This is a genomic window from Methanothermobacter tenebrarum, assembly GCF_023167465.1.
GTDB classification, from domain to species: Archaea; Methanobacteriota; Methanobacteria; order Methanobacteriales; family DSM-23052; genus Methanothermobacter_A; species Methanothermobacter_A tenebrarum.
The window spans coordinates 347735-371617 of sequence record NZ_AP025698.1; the positions used below are offsets into that span (position 1 = coordinate 347735).

The window sequence follows — 23883 nt, forward strand, 5'->3', positions numbered from 1 at the left end:
TGTGATTCCCTCCCGAAAGATTATTTAATTATGATATTATTTATGTTATGCTGCCTCTTTGCTAATATCCTGGCCCTTTCAATATTCTGGCCCCCTCTACCTATCACTGCCCTTCTATCCTTTGGGTTTACTTCTATAGTGGCTATTTTCTCTCCGTTGTCTCTTTGGAGTATTCTTATGCTCCTCAGTTTTATGGGGGCGAATAGGTTAGCTATGAATTCAACCGGATCATCGGAGTGCTCAATCACTTCAACTCCCTTGTCAACGGCCTTCTGGACCTTGGCCACGTTACTGCCTCTTCTCCCAATCGCGAGGCCAATGTCCCCCTTTTTAACAAGGAATGTTATCTTCCCATTTTTATCATCCACTATACAATCTTTCACCATTGCACCTGTCATGCTTTCAAAGAGTGCAATGTATCTTATCTCGTTTGTAGTGAATTTTATATTCACGGAATCTACCCCACTATTTCTAGTATTGTTGAGTCACCAGGATCTTGTATGAGGAGAGTAGTGACAGTGAAGGGTTTACCACATACTGAGCCTAATTCAACGCTACTCCCATTATAAACATAGACGGGAATATTGGAAAGTTTAGCATAATATTCCACATCATCTTTTATATCCTCTGGGGCGTTTTCAGCTATTATTACCAGTTTGCCTTTACCTAGTTTCAGGTTTTGGATGGATTTCTTCGAGCCTAATATAACGTTACCTGTATCCACAGCTACTCTTATCCCTCTATCTATGTCCATTTACTTCCCCCTATCCTCTTGTTTCATTATAATGCTCACGGAGCCCGTGCCTAATGGTATGGGTTGGCCTATGATGATATTCTCTATGATACCGTTGAGGTTATCTACTTCTCCCCTTATACTGGCTCTTAGAAGGTGTTTTCCTGTTTCTTCGAAGGATGCTCTTGCAAGGACGCTCGCCTTCTCGCCGCTGACACCATGTCTTCCAATGGATTTCACCGTACCATCTGCCGTCATCATATCAGCTACTAGCATGATGTGTCTTATATCCACTGTCAGTCCCTGTTCTTCCATTGTCTTCTTTGCCTCGTGTATTATAGCGTTCCTCGCTGCTTCTATCCCTAGAACCTTCTCTATCTCATGTATGTCATTTGTCATTGTCCTGACTTTGTCAACACCATCTATTTTGGGAACAGCTCCAAGGTTCGAACCTTCAGTATGTATTACCCATTCATCTTCTTCTTTTCTGACAACCACTTTACCTATGTTTTTAACTCCACTTATTTGGTGATTGCGTACTTTATCAGCTAGAAGTCTAAGATCCCTTATGGTACGCTTTGAAGGTTCAAGTTCAAATATTAGTATATTATCATTTATTTCTACTTCCTTAAAAGCTTTTTTTACACGTTGTATTATATCCTCATAATTAAGCCGCTTTTCCTTGATTTTTTCCTCGTCCAATTCAACAACAATGTTCATCTCAGCATAATTGATATTGAAATTTTTCAGGACATCATTCAGGGTGCTTTTACCAATCTCGTTAGCAATTTTTCTCACAAATTCTTCATCATCCCTCTTATCCTCCTCAAAGTATATGTCCATTGTAGGTGTTGAAATCTTTTTACGGGCATCAACAATCTCTATAAGCCTTGGGAGGCCAAGTGTAACATTAAGCTCAGCCACCCCAGCATAGTGGAAGGTACGCATTGTCATCTGAGTACCGGGTTCGCCCACAGACTGCGCTGCAACAGTACCTACAGCCTCCCCCTCCTCTACCTTAGCCCTCTCATATGCTCGATGAGCCTTTTCTATCAATTCGCTGAGTTCATCATCATCCAACTGTTTATCCTCGGCCACCCTAGCCATCTCTGATATAAGTTTTTCTGGGAATTCAAAGTCCTTTTTTTCCACGATTTTTTTAACCTTCTCTAATGTTTCCACAAAATCACCCACACTGGGATTTTATTTACCCGCTCTAATCTCATCCACTAGTTTTTCAAGGTCCACTATTTCACCATAATCGCTTTTTGCCGGGTCGACACCATCTTCCCCATAAAGTCTCTGGACCACAATCCCCCTATTGTCGATTACCATACCATCGTCCGTCACCGTCAAGTCTTGGAGAGCGTTTACAAGTCTTCTTTGCATGTAACCGCTCTGGGCTGTTCTGATAGCAGTGTCAACAAGACCTTCTCTCCCACCCATTGCATGGAAGAAAAACTCCAAGGGGTCTAGGCCTTCCTTGTAACTTGAATGTACGAAGCCCCTCGCCTTAGCACCTAATTCACCCTTTTTGAAGTGTGGTAGGGTTCTCTTAGTGTATCCTCTTGTGATCCTGCTTCCACGCACGGATTGCTGGCCTACACATGCTGTTATCTGTGTCAAGTTGAGCATGGACCCCCTTGCACCGGTGAGGGCCATTATAACTGCATGGTTTTCTTCCATGTCAAGATATTCTTCTGCGATTTCCCCTGACTTGTCCCTGGCCTCTCCCAGAACTTGCATTATCTTCATTTCAAGGGTTTCCTCAAGTGTTCTACCAGGTAATGGTTCAAGTTCTTTGTTTTCATAGGCTTCGATTAGTCTGTCAACCCTTTTTTCAGCATTCTTTAAGTGGGCTTCTATCCTTTCTTTGGCTTCTTCTGGTATTTCCTCGTCTCTGATGCTTGTTGTGAATCCTACTTTCATTATGGCGGCTATGGCCAATCTTGTAGCCGTATCTAGGAATTCGCGGGCTTTATCAGTACCGTATTCCTTCACAATATGATCCAGTATTTTGCCTGAGAAGGCACCATACGCTTTCTCGTCTATTACCCCAGATTTTAGTTGTCCGTCTTCTATTACAACATATGCATCATATTCGCATTCTTCTTTGAGGCAATCTTCACATTTTCTACAGATTTCTGCCTTGTATGTTATGTTAAGATCATCAGGAAGTACCATGCTGAATATCTCTTTTCCAGTCCATTTTCTCCCTTTTCTGTCGGGTAATGATATTCCCGCCCTTTTCAAGAGTTGGAATGCGTCTCCTTCCTCAAATTCTGTACCTTTTCTTGTTAGGAGGTATGCTCCTGAAATGTGGTCGTGTATGCCCCCGATTATGGGTCCGCCGAATCTTGGTGAGAGTATGTGTTCTTGTACGCGCATGAGTGTCTTGGCTTCTGCGCGGGCTTCTTCTGTCTGCAGAACGTGCAAGTTCATCTCGTCCCCGTCAAAGTCGGCGTTATATGGTGGGCAGACACAAAGGTTTAAACGGAATGTCTTGTATGGTAGTACGCGGACTTCATGTGCCATCATTGACATTCTATGCAATGATGGTTGCCTATTAAATAATACTATGTCGCCGTCTTTGAGGTGTCTTTCGACGATGTAGCCTGGTTCTATTTTTTCGAGTATGGCCTCCTTTGTCTCCTCATAGATCCTTATCTTGCGGTTATCTGGTCTTATAACATAATTTGCTCCTGGATGTTTATCCGGTCCATTTTTAATATACTCTTTGACCTCATCTATGTTCCATTCGGTCACATGTACTGGTACTGTGACCTCCTTGGCTATTATCTCAGGCACGCCCACCTCATTAATGCTTATATTAGGATCAGGGGATATTACTGTACGTGCAGAGAAGTTAACCCTTTTCCCTGAAAGATTGCCCCTGAATCGTCCTTCCTTGCCCTTTAATCGTTGAGCTAATGTTTTGAGGGGTCTTCCCGACCTGTGCCTTGCTGGTGGCACGCCTGATGCTTCATTATCAAAGTATGTTGTCACATGGTATTGTAAAAGTTCCCATAGGTCTTCAACGATAAGTTGGGGCGCTCCAGCTTCCATGTTCTCCTTAAGGCGTTGATTAATCCTTAGTATGTCAACGAGCTTGTGTGTGAGATCATCCTCTGAACGTTCACCAGTCTCTAGGGTGATTGAAGGCCTTACAGTTACAGGAGGAACAGGTAATACCGTTAGAACCATCCATTCTGGCCTTGCAACCTCAGGGTTCACCCCAAGTAGCAGGGAGTCCTCATCAGTTATTCTTTCCAGCCTTTCCCTAACTTCGCTTGGAGTCAACTTATAATCGATCACGTCAAGGAGCTCCCTAAGACCCCTAATCTCCTCCAAAACTTCCATGGGCCTCATTATCTCCTTTAACTCCACCTTAAGATCTGATATTTTCTCCGGGTTCTCTTCAACTTCCCTAATTACTTTAAGAAGTTTTCCAATCTCGTCCCCGATTTCTGGTTCATCTTTCAAGGTTTTACCAAATTCTTCTAATATTTCCGTCTTTTCCTTGAGGTTCTCCAATCCAGTTACCGGGTTATCTGACCCTTCCTCTGACTCTTCGTTTAACTTTTCCAGGGATTCTATGATCTCGTCGAATGTTGATTTTCTACCGGTTTTTTCAAAGATTCTCCTGAAATTCTTAACTTCCTCTAGGGATACTCTGATCCTCTCTAGGCTCTCTTCAAGTTCTCTAGTTAACCTTTTAATCTCCGTTGATGTTAATCTGTACCTTCTTTCTAGTAATTCTATTAGTTCGGGTGATTCGAGCGTGTAACCTTCATCTAACATTTCAATTATATCTTCTAGAAGTTCTATGGTTTCATCGACTGTTAATTTGTGATCTTTTTCTACTATGGATACTGGTTTGTCTATTTTGATGTCTCCCTGGTCTTCATCACAGTGTGGGCATCTTTCACGCCTTGCAACATCATAAACTTCCTTTATAATATCTGTGAGGTTCTCCTCCCTCTCCATAGCTTCATTGAATAAGAGCGTATAATATTCTATCTCATCATCGCCTAGGAGTATCCTTCCACATTTTCTGCATGTGGATCTAAGGATCTTATGTATAGTATCAGCGAATCCGACGTGTATTACCGGCCTTGCCAAGTTTATGTGGCCGAAGTGACCTGGACAGTCCCCTCCCTTGGCGCCGCATGTTTTACATCTCAGTCCGGGGTCTATGACGCCAAGGCGTCGGTCCATCAGACCATTTTCGATAGGATACCCGTCCTCGTCATATGTGTCGGGTGTTATGATCTGAGCTACTGACATTTTCCTTATCTCATCTGGTGAAAGCAGCCCAAAGTTTATCTTGGAAATCTTTTTAAGAATGCCTTTCAAGTTTGGTCTCTCCCCTTCCATCTTTTTTTATGCCTTATCTTCTAGGATGAGCTTTGGGAATATGCAGAGGCTTTTAAGCTCGTCTAATAATAGTTTGAATGCATAGGATATCTCAACTGGGAATGATTCCGAATCTTCACAGATTGGACAATATGTTTTACCCCTTATACGATCGTATATAGCCAACATACCACACTCAGAACAGACAAGAGCCTCATACTTATCCGATTCATCCAACAGCCTCTCCTTGAGCGTTAATGCCGCGCCATGGGCTATTAGGCAGTCCCTTTCCATTTCACCAAATCTCAGACCACCTTCTCTGGCCCGGCCTTCTGTTGGTTGTCTTGTAAGTACCTGTACAGGACCCCTTGATCGTGCATATACCTTATCGGTTGTCATATGATGGAGTTTCTGATAATATGCCACTCCTATGAATATCTCTGCTTGAAGTTTTTCACCTGTAACACCATCATATAATGCTTCAACCCCGGCAGTTTCGAACCCATTGGCCTTGAGGGCCTCCTTTATATCCTCCTCTTTTTCACCAGTGAATGGTGTCCCATCAACCCTCCTAGCATCCATGCAAGCTGCTTTACCAGCCATCATCTCCAGCACCTGTCCAACAGACATCCTAGAGGGTATCGCATGGGGGTTTATGATAAGATCAGGTATTATCCCATCCTCTGTGAATGGCATGTCCTCCTCAGGTACTATGAGCCCAACAACACCCTTCTGCCCGTGCCTTGAAGCGAACTTATCACCTAACTCGGGTTGTCTCTGATCCCTTAAACGTATCTTAACCAGCCTATTACCCTCAACAGTTTCTGTGAGGAGAACAGCATCAACCACGCCCTTTTCACCATGTCTCACGGTGACTGAGGTCTCCCTCCTCCTCTCCGCAACAGTACCGAACTCATCTATCTCTTCGAGGAAACGTGGAGGGGATGTTTTACCGATTAGAACATCACCAGAGAAGACCTTTGATTCAGGGTTCACTATCCCATCCTCGTCAAGATGCCTGTAAGCACTCTCTGAACGATAACCCCTCACACCCTTCTCAGGTATTTCGAAACGATCCTCCTGGCCTCCAGGATATTTCCTCTCAGAAGCTTCATAGGATCTGAAGAATGTTGACCTTGCAAGTCCCCTTTCAAGTGAGGCCCTATTTAGGATGAGAGCATCCTCCATATTGTAGCCCTCATAGGACATCACCGCAACTACGAAATTTTGCCCTGAGGGCCTATTATCATATCCTATAACATCTATTATCCTGGTTTTCACTATGGGCTCCTGTGGATAGTGAAGTAAATGCGCCCTCGTATCTGTCCTAAGCTTATAATTGGACGCGTAAAAGCCCAAGGCCTGTTTGGTCATGCCCGCTTCCATTGTATTCCTTGGTGATGAATTATGGTTTGCGAAGGGTATGATACCGGCGCATATGCCGAGCATCGTTGAAGGGTCTATTTCAAGGTGTGTGTGCTCCTTTGTCAGTTCATCCTCTGAGATTGCAATATAAGCGTTTTCCTCCTCCTCTGCGTCTAAGTATTCTACCACACCCTCTTTTACAAGGTCGTCCCATCCGATTTCACCTTCTCTTAAAAGTTCTAGGTGTTCTTCTGTGAGGAGTGGTTTACCATCTTTTACTATTATGAGGGGTCTTCTAGCTCTCCCAGGGTCTGTGAAAATGTAAATTTCATTATTCTCAGGATAATATGTGATGTTCATCTCATGGGAGACTTCTCCTTGCCTCCTCTTTTCCCTCATCTCCTCAACAAACTCTTCAGGCTCATCACAAGTGCCTATAAGTTCTCCGTTAATATAAATCTTGGCCATTTAATGGACCCCCCATTCTAGTTTATGATCCCCATTTTTTTGATCACATCTTTTATCTCGTCTGGCTCCGCGCCCTCTGAGATTTTAACCATTAATGCAAGGTTTTTTACCAGGCCACAGTTGGGACCTTCTGGGGTTTCATTTGGGCATATTTTCCCGAATTGTGTTGGGTGGAGGTCCCTGGCTTCGAAGTGTGGCTGGCTCCGGCTTAATGGGGATACTACCCTTCGAAGGTGTGATAGCGTGCCCATGTAACTTGTACGGTCGAGCAACTGGCTTATACCTGCTCTGCCACCCACCCAGTTTCCTGTGGCGATCGCATGTTTTATATTCTCTGTGAGGACGTCTGAACGGACTGCTTGTTTCACTGAGGGCTCCTTGCCCCTTGCAAGGCTCCTTTCTAACTGGTAGGTCATGTCCCTTGTTAAACTTGTGAACGCTACCCTGAAAAGATCCTCCATAAGATCCCCCGAGACTCTTAATCTCTTGTTGGTGTAATGGTCCTTGTCGTGGGGTTCTCTTTCACCGGATATGACCTGTAATAACATTTCAGTCATCTCAGCGAGGTAAATTGCTTTATCAATCCTCTTTTCGGGTTCTGTGCCAATATGGGGTAACAAGTAACGGTCTATCACATCTTCTGCTCTTCTTATCCTGTAATCTTCTGTCATACCCTTGGCGACCCTGTTACCAATATATTTGATGGCGCTTAATATCAGGTATTCTCTACGTTCTTCCTCTTCCAATTTCTCTAATTTCTCATAGTCTATTTTGAGTTTATCAGAGGAAACTTCTATATCATCGGTGGCCACCATCTGATAGTTCAAGTCATCAGAGATGCTTGTTATGATTTCCTCGTCTGTGGCCAATCCAAGGGCCCTTAATAATATTACGAGGGGTATTTCTCCCGGGACGTATGGGAATGATATACGGAGGTACACCCCTTTCCTCCTGGGCTTTTTATATTCAACCGATATACGAGCCCTGAAACCGCTTTTTATCGATGTTACAATAGCCCTGGCCCTGTTCTCTTCGATTTCACCCATCCTTTCTAGGATGATCTTGTTTGGGGCTATCTCTTCTGTGGTTACGAGTGATCTCTCGGATCCGTTGACTATGAAGTATCCTCCAGGGTCTTGTGGATCTTCCCCTTTCTCTATGAGTTCCTTCTCATTGAGCCCGTGGAGATGACATATTTCCGATTTTAACATCACTGGTAATTCTCCAATGTAGACTTTCTCGAAATCTGGCTCTGGAGCACCCTCTTTTAAAAGTCGCATTTCAAGGCTCATATGCGCTGAATAGGTTAAGTTTCTAAGCCTGGCCTCCATTGGGAATATTTTAGTGGTGGATCCGTCAGCTTCCTTGATGAAGGGTTTCTCTATCTCAAGGGCTCCAGTCTCCACTCTATATTTTCCCTCTTCGAATTCGATGGGCTCGCTAGTATCTATTATCTCCTGTATCCTGTTATTTACAAAATCGTTGTAGGATTCAAGGTGGTGGTCTACCAGATTGTATTTGTCAAAAAACGCATCTACCAATTCCCATGCACTTTCTCTCATGGACTTCCTCCAAAAAAATATAATCTTGATCAATCTTGAACTATCCTATATGTTACAAATCTGCCCGCGGTTGGACTTTCCCTTATTATCTTCAGTATATCCCCCTCTTTCGCCCCTATAGCCTTCACTACAGGGTCGTCAGTCCTTATCCTAGGTAGTTGTTCGGCGTGGATTTTCATCTCCTCGAGGATTTTCTCGGCCTCCTCTTCGGATAAAATAACATGTTCCGGTACCAGTTGATGTTTTAATATATCCTTCTTCACAATTCATCCTCCACATGAAAAATATGGCCTAAAATCAGGGGAACGGGCCCGACGGGAATTGAACCCGCGACCACTTGGTTAAAAGCCAAGCGCTCTTCCAGACTGAGCTACGGGCCCTATGGGGACGCCCTGGCCGGGAATTGAACCCGAGTCGCGGGCTCGACAGGCCCGCATGATAGCCCCTACACCACCAGGGCAGTCTTCTAAAATGAGATTATCCCAATCTATCCATCTCACTCCCTTAAATATTTTACCCTCCATTCTATTCAGATTAAACATTTTTGATGAGACCCTAGGCACACTAACTCGGAGTGTGATTATATCTACTCCCTAGAAACGTTGAATGTTATATATTTTCTATTACGACTTATAAATATTTTCCCATTATAAAATATTTGTGGGGGGAGGTGGGGAAAAATCCCGCCTGCCGGACTTGAACCGGCAACCCTCGGATCTACAGTCCGATGCTCTGCCAAATTGAGCTAAGGCGGGTACAATAGTATATGGGACCACCCGGATTTGAACCGGGGTCTCAGGCTCCCAAAGCCCAAAGGATCGACCAGGCTACCCTATGGTCCCATTGGGATTATATGAAGCCCCGGACGGGAATTGAACCCGCGACCACGAGATTACAAGTCTCGCGCTCCACCAGACTGAGCTACCGAGGCATTCATCATATTAGGCTATTAATATTTAAATATTTTACGGTAAACACGCAATATAAAAATCTTCACTATATATACTTATGTGAGATAATATGATATAAATTTAAATATTCGGGGGATTACAGAGCACCTTAACGGCTGGTAATTCCTCACCAGCCAATAAACTTATAGCAGCCCCGCCCCCACTACTTATATGATCTATACCATCTTGGAGGCCCATTTGAACCGCTGCAGCGGCTAAATGGCCGCCGCCGACTATGGAAAAACCTGATGATGATGATATGGCATTAAGCAAGTCCTCGGTGCCTATACTAAACTCCGGGTTCTCGAAAACCCCCGCAGGACCATTTGCAACTATCATCTTAGCGTTCCTTATCTTCTCTGCATAAACCTTTATGGTTTCCAGGCCAATATCATAAATGGGAAGATCCGGGATATCCTCTATGGGCACATCCAACCTTTTATCATCTTTGCATACTGCCACGTCAACTGGTATGAGTATTTTATCCCTGAATTTTTTCATAAGCTTCTTAGCCACTTTTATAAGGTTCTTGTAGCCTCTCTTTTTTATCAGTTTCTCATTACATTTACCTATATCTATCTTAGCCGCTTTCAGGAACACGTTAGCCACAAGACCCGCGGTCAATATATAATCAGCACTATCCTTTCCCAGGACGTTCTCTATGACTTTTATGGAGTCATCGACTTTAACACCCCCGAGAACATAAACACAAGGCCTTTTAACATTTTCAAGCGCACTATATAGGATCTTTAATTCTCTTTCCATAACCCTCCCAGCGGCGGAGGGTAATTTCACCGCGAAACCTACAAGTGAGGGTTGGGATCTATGGGCTGCGGCAAACGCATCATTAATATAATAATCGATAAGTGGGGATAATTTTCTGACAAGATGAGTTTTTGCTTGGATTCTAGGCTCCCTTTTCAGGACTTCCTCTGAATAAAAACGGACGTTCTCCAAGAGTATTATATCCCCCTTTTTCATCTTTGAAATTTCCTCCCTGGCAGCGCATCCAAAAATATCCTCCACATACTTTACAGGACGCCCCAGGACATCCGATAGAACCTCCGCATGCCTTTCCAGGGTTGTGAAATCCTTTTTACCTGGCCTGCTTTGGTGGGCTAATATAACCACCTTCGCATCCATGCTCGCAAGCTCATCTATGGTCTCTGAGTGAAGTCTGAGACGTGTATCATCAAGTATTCTCCCGGTGTGCGGATCTACAGGCGAGTTTATATCAATCCTTAAAAGTACGGTTTTACCATTCAATTCAAGGTCGTCTATGGTCTTGAAATCTACTGACATTCAATGTCCACCCCCAGATTAATTTATATTCTACTTACCAGGTCCAAGAGAGCTTCACGGGGGTTATCAGCTAATATGACACCGGAAGCTAAGAGCACTCCCTCTGATCCAAGATCAATAGCCGCTTTAAAATCTTCACCTGTAGATATCCCAGCCCCACAGAGCACTTTAACATTAGGGTTTATTTTCTTAACAGCATCCACAGTCCCAGCGACCACTTCAGGTTCTGCCTTAGACACCGGGATGCCAGATCCTATAAGTTCTGGAGGCTCCACCGCCACGAAATCAGGGCCCATCGCAGCCGCAGCCGCGCTCGTATCCACATTATTTGTGCAGACTATGCTAACAAGGCCAGCCGCTTTAACCCTCTCTATTACTCTTTGGACATCTGCAAGTTTCATCCTCTTCTCTGAATGATTTATAAGGGTTCCCGTAGCCCCGGCTTCCTCCGCACATTCTAGGAGTATGCTACCAGTGTGTCCACCGGCATCTATAGGGTCGATATGTTGCGCGACCACTGGTATTTTAACCCTTTCAGCCACCCTAAAAAGGTCCATATGCTGTGGCGCGACCACAATATTAACACCAGTTTCATCAGCCACTCCTTCACAAGCACGGGCTAAATTCACAGCATTCTCACCAGTAGCTTCAATATAAGTTTTAAAATTCAATATTACAATGGGAGTATCATACTTCAATGATAAGCCTCCAAATACTTCTACCCCCAAATTTAATAGGGGGTGTAATCACTCTTTATAAAAACTATTAAATAAGCCCTCCTATTTATCTACTTTATGACCCCCTACAAGAATATATTAATATTTCAATATCATAAGTATTGGCACAATCATATGACTATCAATCCCTGATAACAAGGGAGGAGAGGGTATAACTCCTAGTGGGTTTATTGTGTGAGTATAGGTGGGTGGCTGTGTTCATTTCAAAATTCGAGAAACTCAAAAGACTGGAAAGGATGGGGTACAGATTCGTTGGTGAACATGCCCATACAGCAGTGAAAACTTGCCTGTGGACAAAAAAGAGCATATTAGATGAGGGAACATGCTACAAGCAAAAATTCTATGGTATTAAAAGCCACAGGTGCTTGCAAATGTCCCCGAGCATATTCTTCTGCCAACAAAAATGTCTTTTCTGTTGGAGAGACCTTAAATACACGAGAACAGAATGGGACGGGGACTATGACGAACCAGCGGATATAATAGATGACTGTATCAACGCACAGAGGAACCTCCTCTGCGGATTCTTCGGCAACGAAAAAGCTAACAAGAAAAAACTCCTTGAAGCACAAGAACCCAATAATGCAGCCATATCATTAGCAGGGGAACCACTACTATATCCGATGATAAATGAACTCATCAAGGAATTCCATAAAAGGAAATTCACAACATTCCTAGTTACCAACGGCATCAACTACAAGGCACTTGAAAATCTTTCAGAAGAACCCACCCAACTCTACATTTCACTAGACGCACCCTCCGAAAAAATCCACAAAAAACTTTGCCGACCACAAACAGAAAATGCATGGGAGCACCTGAACAGATCATTAGAACTACTCCCAAGTTTCAACTGTCGAAAAGTTTTAAGGATAACAGCAGTTAATGGAAAAAACATGACAAACCCAAGGGGCTACGCCACCCTCATAAAAAAAGCCCAACCAGACTTCGTGGAAGTTAAAGCCTACATGTACCTAGGATATTCACGAAAAAGATTAGAAATGGAAAACATGCCATTATTCTTCGAAGTTTATGAATTCGCAGACAAAATAGCCAAACTAACCAACATGAATATAATCGACAAATCAAAGGAGAGCAGAGTAGTACTCCTAGGCTAAGTGTGGGGGAATCCCAATGAGATACATCCTATTGGCCCTAATACTCTCAATACTATTTGTCTATGGAGCTTCAGGGCTTTCAATTACAATAGGAGAAACCACCTATAAAAATCCAGAATATAAAAAGGCTATGATGGATTATTTCCAATCAAAAACAGATAAAAGTATAAAAGATGTTAATATAGAGGTTATAAGGGCCCAGGATGTTAACAGGATATCAGAGAATGTTACAGGCGAAGTATATAATCAGGGTCAAATATTTTCATGTGCAATGGTTGACCTAGACCATGATAATCTTACAATAATCGTTGATCAGAGTAAAATAAAAAATGTAACGCCTCAAATGTATGCAAACAGTTTAAAATCCGCTGGTATAGAAAGGGGCTATGTGGTGGTGTCCTCACCATTACCAGCATCTGGAGAAGCAACTCTCCTAGGCATATTCAGATCATATGAGACCCTCATAGGGGCTAAAATACCAGATGAAGTTAAAATGGCATCCCTTAAAGAAATACACCTCCAAACCAGACTAGTAAATGAGACCGGTGAAAGTGGTGATAGCATCGCCCAACTAATCAGTGAAGTCAAAAATAGGACAGAATTTGAAAATATAAATGATACCCATAAGATAAAACAGATAGTCAGCAACACCGCGGATAAACTAGATATTAACCTCACAAGCACCCAAATAGAGGATATATCACAAGTAATCGCGAATTCACAGAAAGTACATGGACTAACCACCAACATCAAAAAGAGATTGGAAAAGGAGACACACGGTCCTAGACTAGAAGATCAATTATATTCATGGTTACAAAGCCGCTATGATTACCTAATAAGTTTACTATCCACATAAAAGGGGTTCTGAGAGATTAACATGTTAATAGCAAAGAACAACCTCCAATTCATCATAGAAGTTGCCATAATAATCCATGCCGGTGTAATAATCTTATTCAATCTAGTGGGAGTTTCCCTGAGCCTAGTCCTCTTTCTAGGCACTCTTGTCACAACATTATTCGCCCTTTTATTCTCCATCGACACCCTCCTATTAATTCTACCTTTATTCACACACCAGGAGTTCACACACCCCTTCGGCCCATTCGCAGTCCTATCATGGGTTAGTGTACTGGCAGCGTCAAATCTCTTATCAGAGGCGGGTATACGTTCAACTTCTATCAAAACATTAAATTACATCCTATTCTTCGTCATAGCAATTGCAGGGGGTTTGATGCACCGTTCATTCCTCCTTCTATGGTTCCTTGGAGGTGCGATAGGATATTATATAATGTCAAAAAGTTTCAAAAGGACTGCGCGGATAACAAGAAAATCCATCATGGGATTCGTATCAGCCCTTATAGGTGGATTCGCACTCATGGAATCCTTAGCAAGGATACTTGACATGCCAGTTTTAAGCCCACTTCTCAGGATTACCAGACTAGAAAATTATACTATCCCCAGTTTGAAGTTAGTCCTTACAAGAACAACATTTTGGGGTCATATGGTAGGCTCCTGCTATTGGAGGTCAGAATGTCTAGGCGGGGCTGATGGTTATATAACACTCCCAGTGACGCTAATCCACCAGTTAGGATTACCATATCATATCTTTTATGGCGTGCTTATCTATAAAAAGGATTATATAGATTATATGCTACCTGGTATATTTGCAGTAGCCTTTGACGCTGGATATTTCGGTCTCTTGTTCCTCTTATCATGGGTACTCATAGTAACTATCACAGGCCTTCACGTTCTTAGAATATACAGAGAGAAGAGATTGAATGGGAGTAGAAGATATCTTGGAAGGGAGGCCCTGCTTATCGGCTCTCTTTCAGCTTTTCTGACGCAGAGCATCATTGGCCTTTTCTTGTTTAATCGTTCATTTAACTCGTCAGCACTCCTTACTTATATTATATTATCGGCTTTTGTAATGGCACATTCTATAAATGTTAAAAGGAGGATATCATAGTCTCCTTGCAATTTCAACAGCCTTTGCAGCGGCCTTTTCAAGTGATGTTTCGAATGGTATCCCGGCCTCTTTGAGGATTCTCTGCCCTTCCTCTTCGTTCGTACCTGTAAGTCTTATTACGAGGGGCACATCCCTCTCAGCATCCTTCAGAGCTTCTACAACACCCTTTGCCACATCATCTGCTCTTGTTATACCACCGAGCACGTTTAGGAAGACAACATCAACCCTGGGATATGATATTACACGTTCAATCGCCTTTTTTATGATTTCTGGGGAAGCGCCACCCCCTATATCGAGGAAGGTTGCGGGTTCTCCACCTTGTAATTTTATAAGGTCCATTGCTGTTAATGTGAGTCCCGCACCATTCCCTATAACCGCTATGTTACCATCCAATTTAACAAAGGCGAATTCACTAGCCTCGTATTCCTCCTGTTCCCTGAATTCAGGGTGTCTGAAGATTGAATCATCATCTATTTCTAGCTTGGCATCAACCGCAACCAGGTTGCCCCCGGAGAGGACAAGTGGATTTATCTCTGCGAGGAGTGCATCATATTTTCTGAAGAGATTATAAAGTCTCCAGATTATGCCACCTACCTGGCTTATGAGTTTGCCCTCCATGCCCATTTTCCTGGCGATCTCCCTGGCCTCATAGGGTAAGAATTCCCCGAGGGGATCCACATAATATTTAATGATCTTTTCTGGATGTTCGCGGGCAAGTTCTTCTATTTCAACACCGCCTTCGCTACTTGCCATTATAAGGGGTTTTTTCATTGTCCTGTCAACTATAATACCAATATAGAATTCTTTTTCAATGGGGATCTTCTCCTCTACAAGGACCTTCTCCACCTTCTCCCCCCTAATCAGGGAGGATAAAAGCTCTCCACTCACCTTGTAGGCGTTTTCCGGGTTTTCAGCGAATCTTATCCCACCAGCCTTGCCCCTGCCCCCTGTGAGGATCTGTGATTTTATAGCTACTGGCTTCCCCAATCTTTTAGCTATTTTCTCAACATCTTCGGGTGTGTTGGCCACACCCCCATCTGGTGTGGGTATGCCCTCCTTTTTGAAGAGTTCCTTAGCATTATATTCATATAACTTCATCTGGGATCCCCCACTTCTAGTATTCTTTTCCCGGCTTCGAACGCTTCAAGGTTTTTCTTCTCGGTTCCGGGCGGCACACTATCCTCTATAGCCTTTTTAGCCGCCTGGTCGCTGATCACCCTAGTGGCCCGTGTGAAGGCTCCTATCATCACCATGTTAGCGACTATTGGGATGCCTATCTCCTCCTTTGCTGTTCTAGTAGCCGGGGCTCTATAATATTTTATCTTTTTTTTCTTGATGAAATCTTTTATCTCTTCTTCTTTGATCATGTCGGGGTCGACTATGAGTGTGGCTCCAGTTTTCAGATCATCCAGGTAGGTTATGAGGGCTTCATGTGACATTGCCACGAATATGTCAGGTTCGCGGACCTTTGGATAGTCTATCTCATTGTCACTTATAACTACCTCGGATCTGGATGCGCCACCCCTTGCCTCTGGACCATATGATTGTGTTTGCACGGCATGGAGTTTATCATATAAACTCGCGGCTTTCCCTATCACTATCCCGGCAAGCACCACACCCTGACCCCCGAAGCCTGCGATCCTAATCTCTCTTCTCACTCTAATCATCCCTTATAAGCTGATTTTATTGATTTGAACCTTTCACCACACTTTTCCTCGATGAGATCATAGGTTATGGTGGTTAATTCTTCCTTCTCCTCTTTTACAAAATCCCCCACGATTATTTTACCCTCCAGTTCCCTTGGCTCCATCCTCAAGGCTTTCCTCCTATTTATACTATTATCCTTCATCCAATTTAGCATCTCAACAGGGGATCTCATACGATTTTTACGGCCGAAATATGTTGGACACTGTGATAACACTTCTATAAAAGAAAATCCTTTATTTTCAAGACCTCTTCTAATGGAATTTGCGAGTTGTAATGGATGTGCGGCTGTCCACCTGGCAACATAACTGGCCCCAGCAGCCTTCACAAGCTCGGCCAAATCAAAGGGTGTTTCAAGGGCACCATAGGGTGCTGTACTACCATAGCTTCCACGTGGGGAGGTTGGACTTATCTGGCCACCTGTCATCCCATAAATATTATTGTTTATACAGATTACTGTAAGGTCTATGTTTCTCCTGGCGCCATGGATGAGGTGGTTGCCCCCGATGGCCGCCGCGTCCCCGTCGCCTGTGAAGACTACAACGTCAAGTTTGGGGTTTCCTAGTTTGAGTCCTGTGGCGAATGCTATCGGCCTTCCATGTGTTGTGTGTAGTGAGTCGCATTTCACATAACCTGGGATCCTTGATGAGCAACCGATACCAGATACTAGGACTATATTTTCAAAGTCGATATTTGCAAGTTCCATGCCTTTGAAGAATGTGTTCATTACTATGCCATTCCCACATCCTGCGCAGAAAATATGTGGGAGTCTATCCTTTCTCAGGTATTTTAGGAATGGATTTTCCAATGTCATCAGGGTCCTCCTAGATCATGGATTCTATCTTGGCTTTTATCTCATCTGGGTTATGTATTTCTCCACCCAACTTTGGGAGGAGTTCGACTTCTGCCATGCCATCAGCCGCTCTTTGAACTTCATAGAAGATCTGTCCAAGGTTCATTTCCACGACGAGTAATTTATCAGCTGTCTCGGCGACTTTTCTCACTTCATCATCTGGGAAGGGCCATGGCGTGTCTATCTTCATATAACCTACTCTTTGGCCTTTTTTTCTCAGATCCTTTACGGCTGTTGCAACGGAGCGACTAGGGGCTCCATAGGATATGGTTATGATCTCAGAGTCTTCGGTGTGGGAGTTTTTCACCCTAACTATGTCCTTTCGGTGGTTTAGTATCTTGTCACATAATCTTTTCACGAGCTTTTCATGGCCCTCGGGGTTTGAAGCATCCGGGTATCCTTTTTCGTCGTGTGTGAGTCCTGTGACTGGGATATTGTAACCTTCACCGAATGGTGGCATTGGTGTTGTCCCATTAGCATCTGCTCTGAATGGTATGAACTCTTCAGGATCTCCTTTGGGCCTTTTCCTCTTTATAATCTCCACCTTTTCTGGGATTCTTATCTTTTCTCGCATGTGGCCCACGATTTCATCAGCCATCACCATTACGGGTATCCTATACTCTTCTGAGAGGTTAAATGCTTCTATGGTGAAATCGAAGCATTCTTGGACTGATGAGGGTGCTAAGGCTATGATTTCATAGTCACCATGGGATCCCCAGCGGGCTTGCATCATGTCGCTCTGGGAGGCCATTGTGGGTTGGCCTGTGGAGGGGGAACCCCTCTGCACATCTATAACTACTAGGGGTGTTTCTGTCATGGCAGCATAGCCTATATGTTCTTGCATGAGTGAAAATCCAGGACCTGAAGTGGCTGTCATACCCTTTAGACCGCTCCAGGCAGCTCCTATCACGGCTCCTAGCGCCCCTATCTCATCCTCCATTTGTATGAAAACGCCGCCCTCTCTTGGTAAGAGCAGGGCCATCTCCTCGGCTATCTCGGTTGATGGGGTGATGGGGTAACCGGCGAAGAATCTGCACCCGGCTTTTATAGCCCCCCTTGCACATGCCTGATTCCCCTGTATGAAGTATTCTTCAACCATTTTCATCCACCGCTATGGCTTGATCTGGGCAGAATAAAATACAGATCTTGCATTTTTTACACCTATCCTCATGTTCAGGTACTGGGACGTAAACTCCCCTTTTATTTAATGTATCAGATTCTTCATAGACTTTCTCGGGGCAAAACTCTATGCATATGTTACATCCTTTGCAAAGTTCAGGATCTATACGTATCATAGGACATCTTCCCAAAATCCCTTTTATCCTATACCCTTATAATTATTATTTGACATTTAACTTTACCGGCGGGAACTCCCCGTATTGGGGGATGAAAGCCGAAAAGTTTTATATATTTAATACATTTTGTCCTCCACTAGGAGGTTGGGATGCGGTGTCCTCATCCATAGCCCTGTAAAACTGTAGGGAGGATGGGTAGGGTTTGGGACGACCTGAATTCACGCCTGTGGAGACCAAGCGTCGTTGAAGCAGGAAGCCCATCCCATTAGGGAGGGGTAGTTCACCCCACATGTGGGGGGTGTGGCTGATATAACACCTCCTATGAGGGGGTGGTATAATCCTCCCAGTCTATTAGTCTCTTATTATTCTTCTTTCACACTCTCCACATAGATGAGTGGATATTTGAGTTCATCAATGTATTTCATCCGTATAATGGCCTTAACATTCTTGAACCTTGAAGTTATCTTAACATCTAGCATTCTACCCTCAAGGGAGACATACCCAAACTCATTTTCGTCATAATCTAGGTGTATTTCAACCTTAACATCCTCTATACTCGGTTGGAGTCTTATAGAAGATTCGATAGCTGCTTTAAGCGATTCTAGGGTGTCCTGATTGACTGGGGTGCCTGTGAATTGATGGAAAAGAGCACCCATACTTATAGCACCCTCAAAAATAGCCCTCTCCCTATCAGAAAGACACTTAAAATATTCATCTAAACTACTCATAGATACCCCCCACAGAATCCCATTATATTATTTAATTCTTCAAGCTTCTCAGCTATAAACTCTGGCGGTGTTGGGAAAAAATAACCAAAAAGGAGAAAGAGGGTTAAAGCTACCGTGGCCATGAGTATGAACCTCCTCTTTTCCCTCACAGGGTAAATTCTAGTAACCAGGAGCCCCCCACCAAAGAAAGCGCCGATAATAATGAGCGCATAATACTTCTTAGGATTCTCAACCTTCAAATTCTTCTGGAATGGGCGAATCTTAACAAGATCGCATTCCACTATCAATCTTTCACTCATAGAACCGATAGGATGACAGGTTATAAGAAACAACTTATCCCCCTGAAATATTGATATCTGATACGAAGCGGGAACAATAAAAGACCTGTTCACAGTATACTCTGCCAAACCAATCCCTGGCCAATTTAGATAAACCTTATCACCCTTCTTCAATTTATCCAATTTGTAAAACGGGGACCCATACATGGTCCTATGACCAAAAAGGATGACCGTACCATTCCCGGGCTTAAAAGACATCGGCTCATGATAAACCCCATAAAAAACAGACTTATTATTAACCTCTTTGGTGAGATTAATAGAAGGAATCTCTACAATAGGTACATTAGGCTCCTCCTGTTTTATGTTAACCTCAGAAGCATAAAAACTCACCTCTATAAGAGCATAAAGGGACAATATGAACATGCCAACTATTACCAAAAATGTTGATACCCGCAATAGCCTCACCAAAATTGAAATAATGGGGGAAATTTTAATGTAATCTTGTATATGCTATAGCAGCCACTGTAACAAGAGCACCTATTAACAATGGCCCCCAAGGAGCCCCGGTCTCCCTACCAGGGACCGTCCTGTTACCAGCATACTCACCAGCAGCAGCGCTAAAATTGGACTTAAGGGGCGTGCCATAATAACTGTAACCTTCACCAGCTCCTGCAGGCCACTCATAAGTGTATACAAAATTTGAGTAACTTCTTCCGGGTATTGCAACATCCCATGCTGCCACATTGGCCCCTGGAACCGACTCATAGTCAATAAATGTAGCCTTCGGATCACTGTATGTAAGTTTTGAATTTGATGGTACAATAGGTGCCCGTACTATACCATAAACCGGCTCATTATCAACATTATAAAGGCTGAACCCAAATTTCCCAGTCCACTTCACGATCTTAAGATCAGGGTTTAACGTTTCAAGCTCATTAGGCAAAAACCATGAAGTGTCAAGGCCTGGTTCACTCACAAGAGGCCAATAATAAGTTTGGTCTTCACCAGCTCGAGTAATATAAGAAAGTTCGTCACCAAAGGGGCCAACCGCCTTTAGTTTGAATGAGACCGTCCTTGTCTGTCCCGGGTCTATTTCCCATCCATAGTCTCCGCCAAGTTCTGGGAATCTTGATTTGGCCATTTTAACTGCTGGTGGATCAGTCCAATCAATAATCCATTTTATCGTATCATCAAGATGGTCATGGTATGCTTGCCCTATCTTGAAATAATAAGGCCTATCGGCCTTGTTCTTAATTGTCACGGTTATGACCACCCAGAGGCTGTCCATTTTAAACTTGCTTTGGTATGGTTAACCCAAGTTTCCCCACCTGTTTTGTTTTGTTGTGCGAAGTTGGTTTCAGGCGCGGCGAGCGTCGAAAATAAAAAAATTGTAATTAATCCAACTAATATGTATCCTAATCTACTCATTTAAAACCCCCAAATATTATTATCCTTTTTTATCCGTAAATTCGATGCAATTCGCGGATCATCCATTCAGGCGCGTTCTGTGTCGGGACAGTCAATATTATATTGTTCATGTTCTGTATCAGGAATGGCACATCATCCCTCGGCACCTCTAATATTACAAGGTAGGTGGCGTCAAGTTCCCCAAGGTTCGCAGCCCTCTCATAATCAGATAATCTTATACCATAATTCTGTAGAATCGCCCTGATATCCTCTTCGCTCAAACCACCCGCCGCAGCTGCCCTGAGAAGCTGTTCAACATCAGTAGCTGACTTCCTCTCCATAGACATCCCAGAGCTCATGGTATTCACGGAAATATTCTGTGACCTTAAGATACTGGCATCAACAGAACCACTATCCTTCGCCCTGAGGATCGCGAGTACTGTAGCCCCACTTATCCTAGGCGTGGTCTCCTGGGAGGTAGTAGTATTGTTACCCGTCTGGTTTACGTTAAGGTATACGTCCACCATGCTACCGACACCTATAAGTCCACCAGCAGCCTGTAATCTTGATATCATAATGGGAACTGCAACAGTATCAGGAGTTTGGACCATCATATTAGCGAGTACCGTTGCATCCGCCTCATTCACTATTTTCTGCGCATCAGACGCCCTCATTATAACCCTCTTCGACGCTGACTGGTTCCCATTCTCTGTGGTATTATACACGATCATGACCCTATTGAATCTATCCTTTTTAGTGTTGATCTCCTGGGTATGGTATCTGCGCCAGGATTTAGTTGCAGGTCCGATCACATCAACTGCCAATACTTCCTCTGGTGTCTGTCCGCTGTCTATCTCGGCGAGGATCGCCTGCTTTTGCGGGTCTGTAGCAAGCGGCCCCTTAAAGTATGCATCCACTTCAGCCAATTTCTGACCTTTAGCAGCCTGGAGCGTTTCCTGGTATGGTTGATATACGAGAAAATAATATCCGCTTGCAACAATAATTATTATTATTATACCAAAGACCATGGCTCCTACAAGGGTGCGTTGATCTTCTTCCGGAATCTTTGGACGTATACCCCTACTAGGAGGCTTTTTTGGTGGTGGTGTTAAACCGGGTTTTCTCTCTGGAGGCCTCTTGGGCAGCTTTAATCTAGGTTTTTCTTCCTTTTTCCCTACTCTTAGGCGCGGTCTTGGCATGGACCTTTTCTCTGGTTTTTTCTCTGGTTTCTTCCTGGCGCCTGTAAGCTTGTCCACGAGCCCCTTCACTCTTTTCATGACATCTTTGTCGTCTCTCCTTTTTCGAAGATCTGGGGGCTTATTATTATCCCCTTTTATTTTATCTATCATCTTATATCCCTTTTTAACCCTTTTATGATAAATGGGATTAATATGTAGGCCATGACTAGGAGGAGGAGTGCTGTGGCGAATATCTTAAGTTTTGGCCCTGTAAGTATGGTGAGTATCAATAGTATAACTACTATCGCCCCGTTTTTTGCGTTAATCTTCGGATATTCTATGGAACTTATCATCATAAATGATATGATAGTTGATATTATCAGGATGATGTGTTCATTGAAAATACCACTAAGGTACAGTGAGGAAACAACGACCGCCATTACTGGTATTGGTAAGCCAATGAAGGCATCTTTTTTTACATTCGCAACTACATTGAATCTTGAAAGCCTTAATATCCCACATGTCATTATTAGGAGACTAACCCCTATATTAATGTATCGAAAAGTTGTTGTAGAATATATGAAGAGTGCCGGGGCCAAACCAAAGGAGATAATATCTGAGAGGGAATCAACATTCCTCCCGAAACCTTCATCTCTTCTTTTTATTCTACGGGCAATCCACCCATCAACGGAATCAAAAATAACCGCCAATAACATTAACTGACAAGCAACCCTCATGCCACCCTCTAATATCATTATTATTGATAAGAATCCGAGAGAAGCGTTTATAATCGAAAACAGGTCGGGAACCCCTATATAATATCGTATCCCATATTCATATCCTCTCATCGCCTATAAACCTCTTTTCCTTTTCTATGGTAGAGGGGAATCTTGCTACTATTGTCTCCCCCGCCTTGGGCTTTGATCCGATATCAACTAGAATCTCACAATCCTTGGGTATTATAAGATCTACTCGCGACCCGAAACGGATCATACCTATCCGAGTGCCAATTTTCACTCTTTCACCCACATTCACATACTGGATTATCCTCCTAGCTATAAAACCTGCTATCTGAATGACCCCCACCCTACCATATTCTCCTTCGATGACCATTAAATTTTTCTCATTTTCTGTTAAAATTTTACCCTTCGCTATTTTAAATTTCCCAGGATAATAGCTGGTGTGAATGATCCTACCTGTGATGGGGGCCCTGTTAACATGCACATCAAAAGGGGACATGAACGTGCTTATAAGAATGGCCTCATCATCATCTGTGATCTTATCCAATAGAGGATAAGAGGAGTCTATAACTTCTATCCTATCTATCTTACCGGATAAGATCCTCCCATCAGCGGCAGCCACTATTATACCCTTAGAGTTTGGCGTTTTCCGCTGCGGGTCCCTGAAAAATTGTATTATAAAGGCCAAAAATGATAGGATGAAAAATGTTATAATATAATATCCCAAGAGAAAGAGGATAATGGAAAATGTTAAAAGTATGCCAAGTTTTTTCAAGACCCCTTTCACAAACATCAGATCACCAGTCTTTTTTCTGGAACGTCACTGGTGAACTACCCCTCCCCGATGGGAGGGGCTTCCTGCTTCACCGATGAGACTTGCCCAGCTAAAGCAGGGATGCTGAGTAGAGGTCTCGTCTCCACAGGCTCAAAGGACCGTCCCAGCCCCGATTCGAGGATATCAAACCACTTTCCAGGGCTTTCTCGCTTTATTATTACTCTTTTTATCTTTCCCTTGATTTGTCTGTGTATTTTGATGCTCACTGCCCCGATTTTAGAGAGGATTAACTTGTTTCCTTCAAGCGCGGACCCTGATTGATTATAATTTATGGGTACTATTTTCCTTTGTAGCGTAATCTTCCCACTTTTTTACCA

Annotated in this window: 23 protein-coding genes and 5 tRNA genes; 3 read left to right on the forward strand and 25 right to left on the reverse strand. The window is 43.4% G+C overall.

What is annotated here, in order from left to right:
- Window positions 1-20 precede the first annotated feature (20 nt).
- From MTTB_RS01940 to tpiA, 14 genes are all read right to left on the reverse strand, one after another.
- Window positions 21-452 carry a NusA-like transcription termination signal-binding factor gene (locus MTTB_RS01940; protein ID WP_248564850.1) on the reverse strand — a complete coding sequence of 144 codons (432 nt, stop codon included), beginning with the start codon at window positions 450-452 and terminating at the stop codon, window positions 21-23.
- A gap of 5 nt (window positions 453-457) precedes the next feature.
- The gene (locus MTTB_RS01945) at window positions 458-754 is read right to left on the reverse strand and encodes a 50S ribosomal protein L30e (protein WP_248564851.1); all 297 of its coding nucleotides are present in this window, start codon (window positions 752-754) and stop codon (window positions 458-460) included.
- Entirely contained in the window at window positions 755-1915 is a 1161-nt protein-coding gene (gene rpoA2, locus MTTB_RS01950; RefSeq protein WP_248564852.1) for a DNA-directed RNA polymerase subunit A'', read from the reverse strand.
- Between the two features lie 21 nt (window positions 1916-1936).
- The gene (locus tag MTTB_RS01955) at window positions 1937-5089 is read right to left on the reverse strand and encodes a DNA-directed RNA polymerase subunit A' (RefSeq protein WP_248564853.1); all 3153 of its coding nucleotides are present in this window, start codon (window positions 5087-5089) and stop codon (window positions 1937-1939) included.
- A gap of 27 nt (window positions 5090-5116) precedes the next feature.
- A complete protein-coding gene (rpoB, locus tag MTTB_RS01960) occupies window positions 5117-6922 on the reverse strand; it encodes a DNA-directed RNA polymerase subunit B (RefSeq protein ID WP_248564854.1) in 1806 nt (601 codons plus the stop codon).
- Window positions 6923-6939: 17 nt separating this feature from the next.
- The gene (locus MTTB_RS01965; protein WP_248564855.1) at window positions 6940-8484 is read right to left on the reverse strand and encodes a DNA-directed RNA polymerase subunit B''; all 1545 of its coding nucleotides are present in this window, start codon (window positions 8482-8484) and stop codon (window positions 6940-6942) included.
- A gap of 29 nt (window positions 8485-8513) precedes the next feature.
- Window positions 8514-8747: a DNA-directed RNA polymerase subunit H gene (locus MTTB_RS01970; protein ID WP_248564856.1), complete on the reverse strand. Its 234-nt coding sequence runs from the start codon at window positions 8745-8747 to the stop codon at window positions 8514-8516.
- 43 nt (window positions 8748-8790) lie between these two features.
- Window positions 8791-8864 (reverse strand) — tRNA-Lys (locus tag MTTB_RS01975).
- An 8-nt stretch (window positions 8865-8872) separates the two neighbouring features.
- A tRNA-Asp gene (locus MTTB_RS01980) sits at window positions 8873-8944 on the reverse strand.
- 221 nt (window positions 8945-9165) lie between these two features.
- Window positions 9166-9239, reverse strand: a tRNA-Tyr gene (locus MTTB_RS01985).
- Window positions 9240-9251: 12 nt separating this feature from the next.
- Window positions 9252-9326: transfer RNA gene (locus MTTB_RS01990), tRNA-Pro, on the reverse strand.
- Between the two features lie 15 nt (window positions 9327-9341).
- Window positions 9342-9415 (reverse strand) — tRNA-Thr (locus MTTB_RS01995).
- Window positions 9416-9515: 100 nt separating this feature from the next.
- Window positions 9516-10736, reverse strand: a complete 1221-nt coding sequence (locus tag MTTB_RS02000) for a phosphoglycerate kinase (RefSeq protein ID WP_248564857.1) — start codon at window positions 10734-10736, stop codon at window positions 9516-9518.
- 23 nt (window positions 10737-10759) lie between these two features.
- Entirely contained in the window at window positions 10760-11434 is a 675-nt protein-coding gene (gene tpiA, locus MTTB_RS02005; protein ID WP_248564858.1) for a triose-phosphate isomerase, read from the reverse strand.
- A 233-nt stretch (window positions 11435-11667) separates the two neighbouring features.
- On the opposite strand from tpiA, the gene twy1 reads away from it, so the two are divergent.
- Genes twy1 through MTTB_RS02020 form a run of 3 tightly spaced genes read left to right on the forward strand, consistent with a single transcriptional unit; the run spans window position 11668 to window position 14548 of the window.
- Window positions 11668-12585, forward strand: a complete 918-nt coding sequence (twy1, locus tag MTTB_RS02010; RefSeq protein ID WP_248565243.1) for a 4-demethylwyosine synthase TYW1 — start codon at window positions 11668-11670, stop codon at window positions 12583-12585.
- A 16-nt stretch (window positions 12586-12601) separates the two neighbouring features.
- Window positions 12602-13441 carry a DUF1002 domain-containing protein gene (locus MTTB_RS02015; protein WP_248564859.1) on the forward strand — a complete coding sequence of 280 codons (840 nt, stop codon included), beginning with the start codon at window positions 12602-12604 and terminating at the stop codon, window positions 13439-13441.
- A 21-nt stretch (window positions 13442-13462) separates the two neighbouring features.
- Window positions 13463-14548 (forward strand): hypothetical protein, encoded by a 1086-nt coding sequence (locus MTTB_RS02020; protein ID WP_248564860.1) that lies wholly within the window; start codon window positions 13463-13465, stop codon window positions 14546-14548.
- On the opposite strand, the gene sucC is transcribed toward MTTB_RS02020, so the two are convergent.
- The 11 genes from sucC to MTTB_RS02075 all read right to left on the reverse strand — a co-directional run bounded on the left by sucC (window position 14543) and on the right by MTTB_RS02075 (window position 23524).
- On the reverse strand, window positions 14543-15646 hold the full coding sequence (gene sucC, locus MTTB_RS02025; RefSeq protein WP_248564861.1) for an ADP-forming succinate--CoA ligase subunit beta: 1104 nt from the start codon (window positions 15644-15646) through the stop codon (window positions 14543-14545). The two genes, MTTB_RS02020 and sucC, sit on opposite strands and share 6 nt — an antisense overlap.
- The gene (locus tag MTTB_RS02030) at window positions 15643-16206 is read right to left on the reverse strand and encodes a 2-oxoacid:ferredoxin oxidoreductase subunit gamma (RefSeq protein WP_248564862.1); all 564 of its coding nucleotides are present in this window, start codon (window positions 16204-16206) and stop codon (window positions 15643-15645) included. Before MTTB_RS02030 ends, sucC begins: the two co-directional genes overlap by 4 nt.
- A gap of 5 nt (window positions 16207-16211) precedes the next feature.
- A complete protein-coding gene (locus MTTB_RS02035) occupies window positions 16212-17069 on the reverse strand; it encodes a 2-oxoacid:ferredoxin oxidoreductase subunit beta (RefSeq protein WP_248565244.1) in 858 nt (285 codons plus the stop codon).
- 7 nt (window positions 17070-17076) lie between these two features.
- On the reverse strand, window positions 17077-18204 hold the full coding sequence (locus MTTB_RS02040; protein WP_248564863.1) for a 2-oxoacid:acceptor oxidoreductase subunit alpha: 1128 nt from the start codon (window positions 18202-18204) through the stop codon (window positions 17077-17079).
- Window positions 18197-18400 carry a 4Fe-4S dicluster domain-containing protein gene (locus MTTB_RS02045; RefSeq protein ID WP_248564864.1) on the reverse strand — a complete coding sequence of 68 codons (204 nt, stop codon included), beginning with the start codon at window positions 18398-18400 and terminating at the stop codon, window positions 18197-18199. The genes MTTB_RS02040 and MTTB_RS02045 overlap by 8 nt, the downstream gene beginning before the upstream one ends.
- 362 nt (window positions 18401-18762) lie before the next feature.
- Complete coding sequence (locus MTTB_RS02050; RefSeq protein WP_248564865.1) at window positions 18763-19128, reverse strand: dihydroneopterin aldolase family protein; 366 nt, start codon at window positions 19126-19128, stop codon at window positions 18763-18765.
- Window positions 19125-19862, reverse strand: coding sequence for a sortase domain-containing protein (locus tag MTTB_RS02055; protein ID WP_248564866.1), 738 nt, complete (start codon window positions 19860-19862; stop codon window positions 19125-19127). The genes MTTB_RS02050 and MTTB_RS02055 overlap by 4 nt, the downstream gene beginning before the upstream one ends.
- 34 nt (window positions 19863-19896) lie before the next feature.
- Complete coding sequence (locus tag MTTB_RS02060) at window positions 19897-20667, reverse strand: hypothetical protein (RefSeq protein ID WP_248564867.1); 771 nt, start codon at window positions 20665-20667, stop codon at window positions 19897-19899.
- A 196-nt stretch (window positions 20668-20863) separates the two neighbouring features.
- Window positions 20864-22162: a DUF515 domain-containing protein gene (locus MTTB_RS02065; protein WP_248564868.1), complete on the reverse strand. Its 1299-nt coding sequence runs from the start codon at window positions 22160-22162 to the stop codon at window positions 20864-20866.
- Window positions 22159-22839, reverse strand: a complete 681-nt coding sequence (locus tag MTTB_RS02070; RefSeq protein WP_248564869.1) for an archaetidylserine synthase — start codon at window positions 22837-22839, stop codon at window positions 22159-22161. The genes MTTB_RS02065 and MTTB_RS02070 overlap by 4 nt, the downstream gene beginning before the upstream one ends.
- Window positions 22826-23524, reverse strand: a complete 699-nt coding sequence (locus MTTB_RS02075) for an archaetidylserine decarboxylase (RefSeq protein ID WP_248564870.1) — start codon at window positions 23522-23524, stop codon at window positions 22826-22828. Before MTTB_RS02075 ends, MTTB_RS02070 begins: the two co-directional genes overlap by 14 nt.
- Window positions 23525-23883 lie beyond the last annotated feature (359 nt).

What these genes read in the sequence shown, in the direction of transcription:
- MTTB_RS02065 (WP_248564868.1), bottom strand. Translation starts at nt 22,162, where the DNA reads ATGATAGATAAAATAAAAGGGGATAATAATAAGCCCCCAGATCTTCGA.
- MTTB_RS01945 (WP_248564851.1), bottom strand. Translation starts at nt 754, where the DNA reads ATGGACATAGATAGAGGGATAAGAGTAGCTGTGGATACAGGTAACGTT.
- MTTB_RS02070 (WP_248564869.1), bottom strand. Translation starts at nt 22,839, where the DNA reads ATGAGAGGATATGAATATGGGATACGATATTATATAGGGGTTCCCGAC.
- MTTB_RS02045 (WP_248564864.1), bottom strand. Translation starts at nt 18,400, where the DNA reads ATGATACGTATAGATCCTGAACTTTGCAAAGGATGTAACATATGCATA.
- MTTB_RS02020 (WP_248564860.1), top strand. Translation starts at nt 13,463, where the DNA reads ATGTTAATAGCAAAGAACAACCTCCAATTCATCATAGAAGTTGCCATA.
- rpoB (WP_248564854.1), bottom strand. Translation starts at nt 6,922, where the DNA reads ATGGCCAAGATTTATATTAACGGAGAACTTATAGGCACTTGTGATGAG.
- MTTB_RS01965 (WP_248564855.1), bottom strand. Translation starts at nt 8,484, where the DNA reads ATGAGAGAAAGTGCATGGGAATTGGTAGATGCGTTTTTTGACAAATAC.
- sucC (WP_248564861.1), bottom strand. Translation starts at nt 15,646, where the DNA reads ATGAAGTTATATGAATATAATGCTAAGGAACTCTTCAAAAAGGAGGGC.
- MTTB_RS02040 (WP_248564863.1), bottom strand. Translation starts at nt 18,204, where the DNA reads ATGGTTGAAGAATACTTCATACAGGGGAATCAGGCATGTGCAAGGGGG.
- MTTB_RS02015 (WP_248564859.1), top strand. Translation starts at nt 12,602, where the DNA reads ATGAGATACATCCTATTGGCCCTAATACTCTCAATACTATTTGTCTAT.
- MTTB_RS02075 (WP_248564870.1), bottom strand. Translation starts at nt 23,524, where the DNA reads ATGTTTGTGAAAGGGGTCTTGAAAAAACTTGGCATACTTTTAACATTT.
- MTTB_RS02000 (WP_248564857.1), bottom strand. Translation starts at nt 10,736, where the DNA reads ATGTCAGTAGATTTCAAGACCATAGACGACCTTGAATTGAATGGTAAA.
- MTTB_RS02050 (WP_248564865.1), bottom strand. Translation starts at nt 19,128, where the DNA reads ATGAGTAGTTTAGATGAATATTTTAAGTGTCTTTCTGATAGGGAGAGG.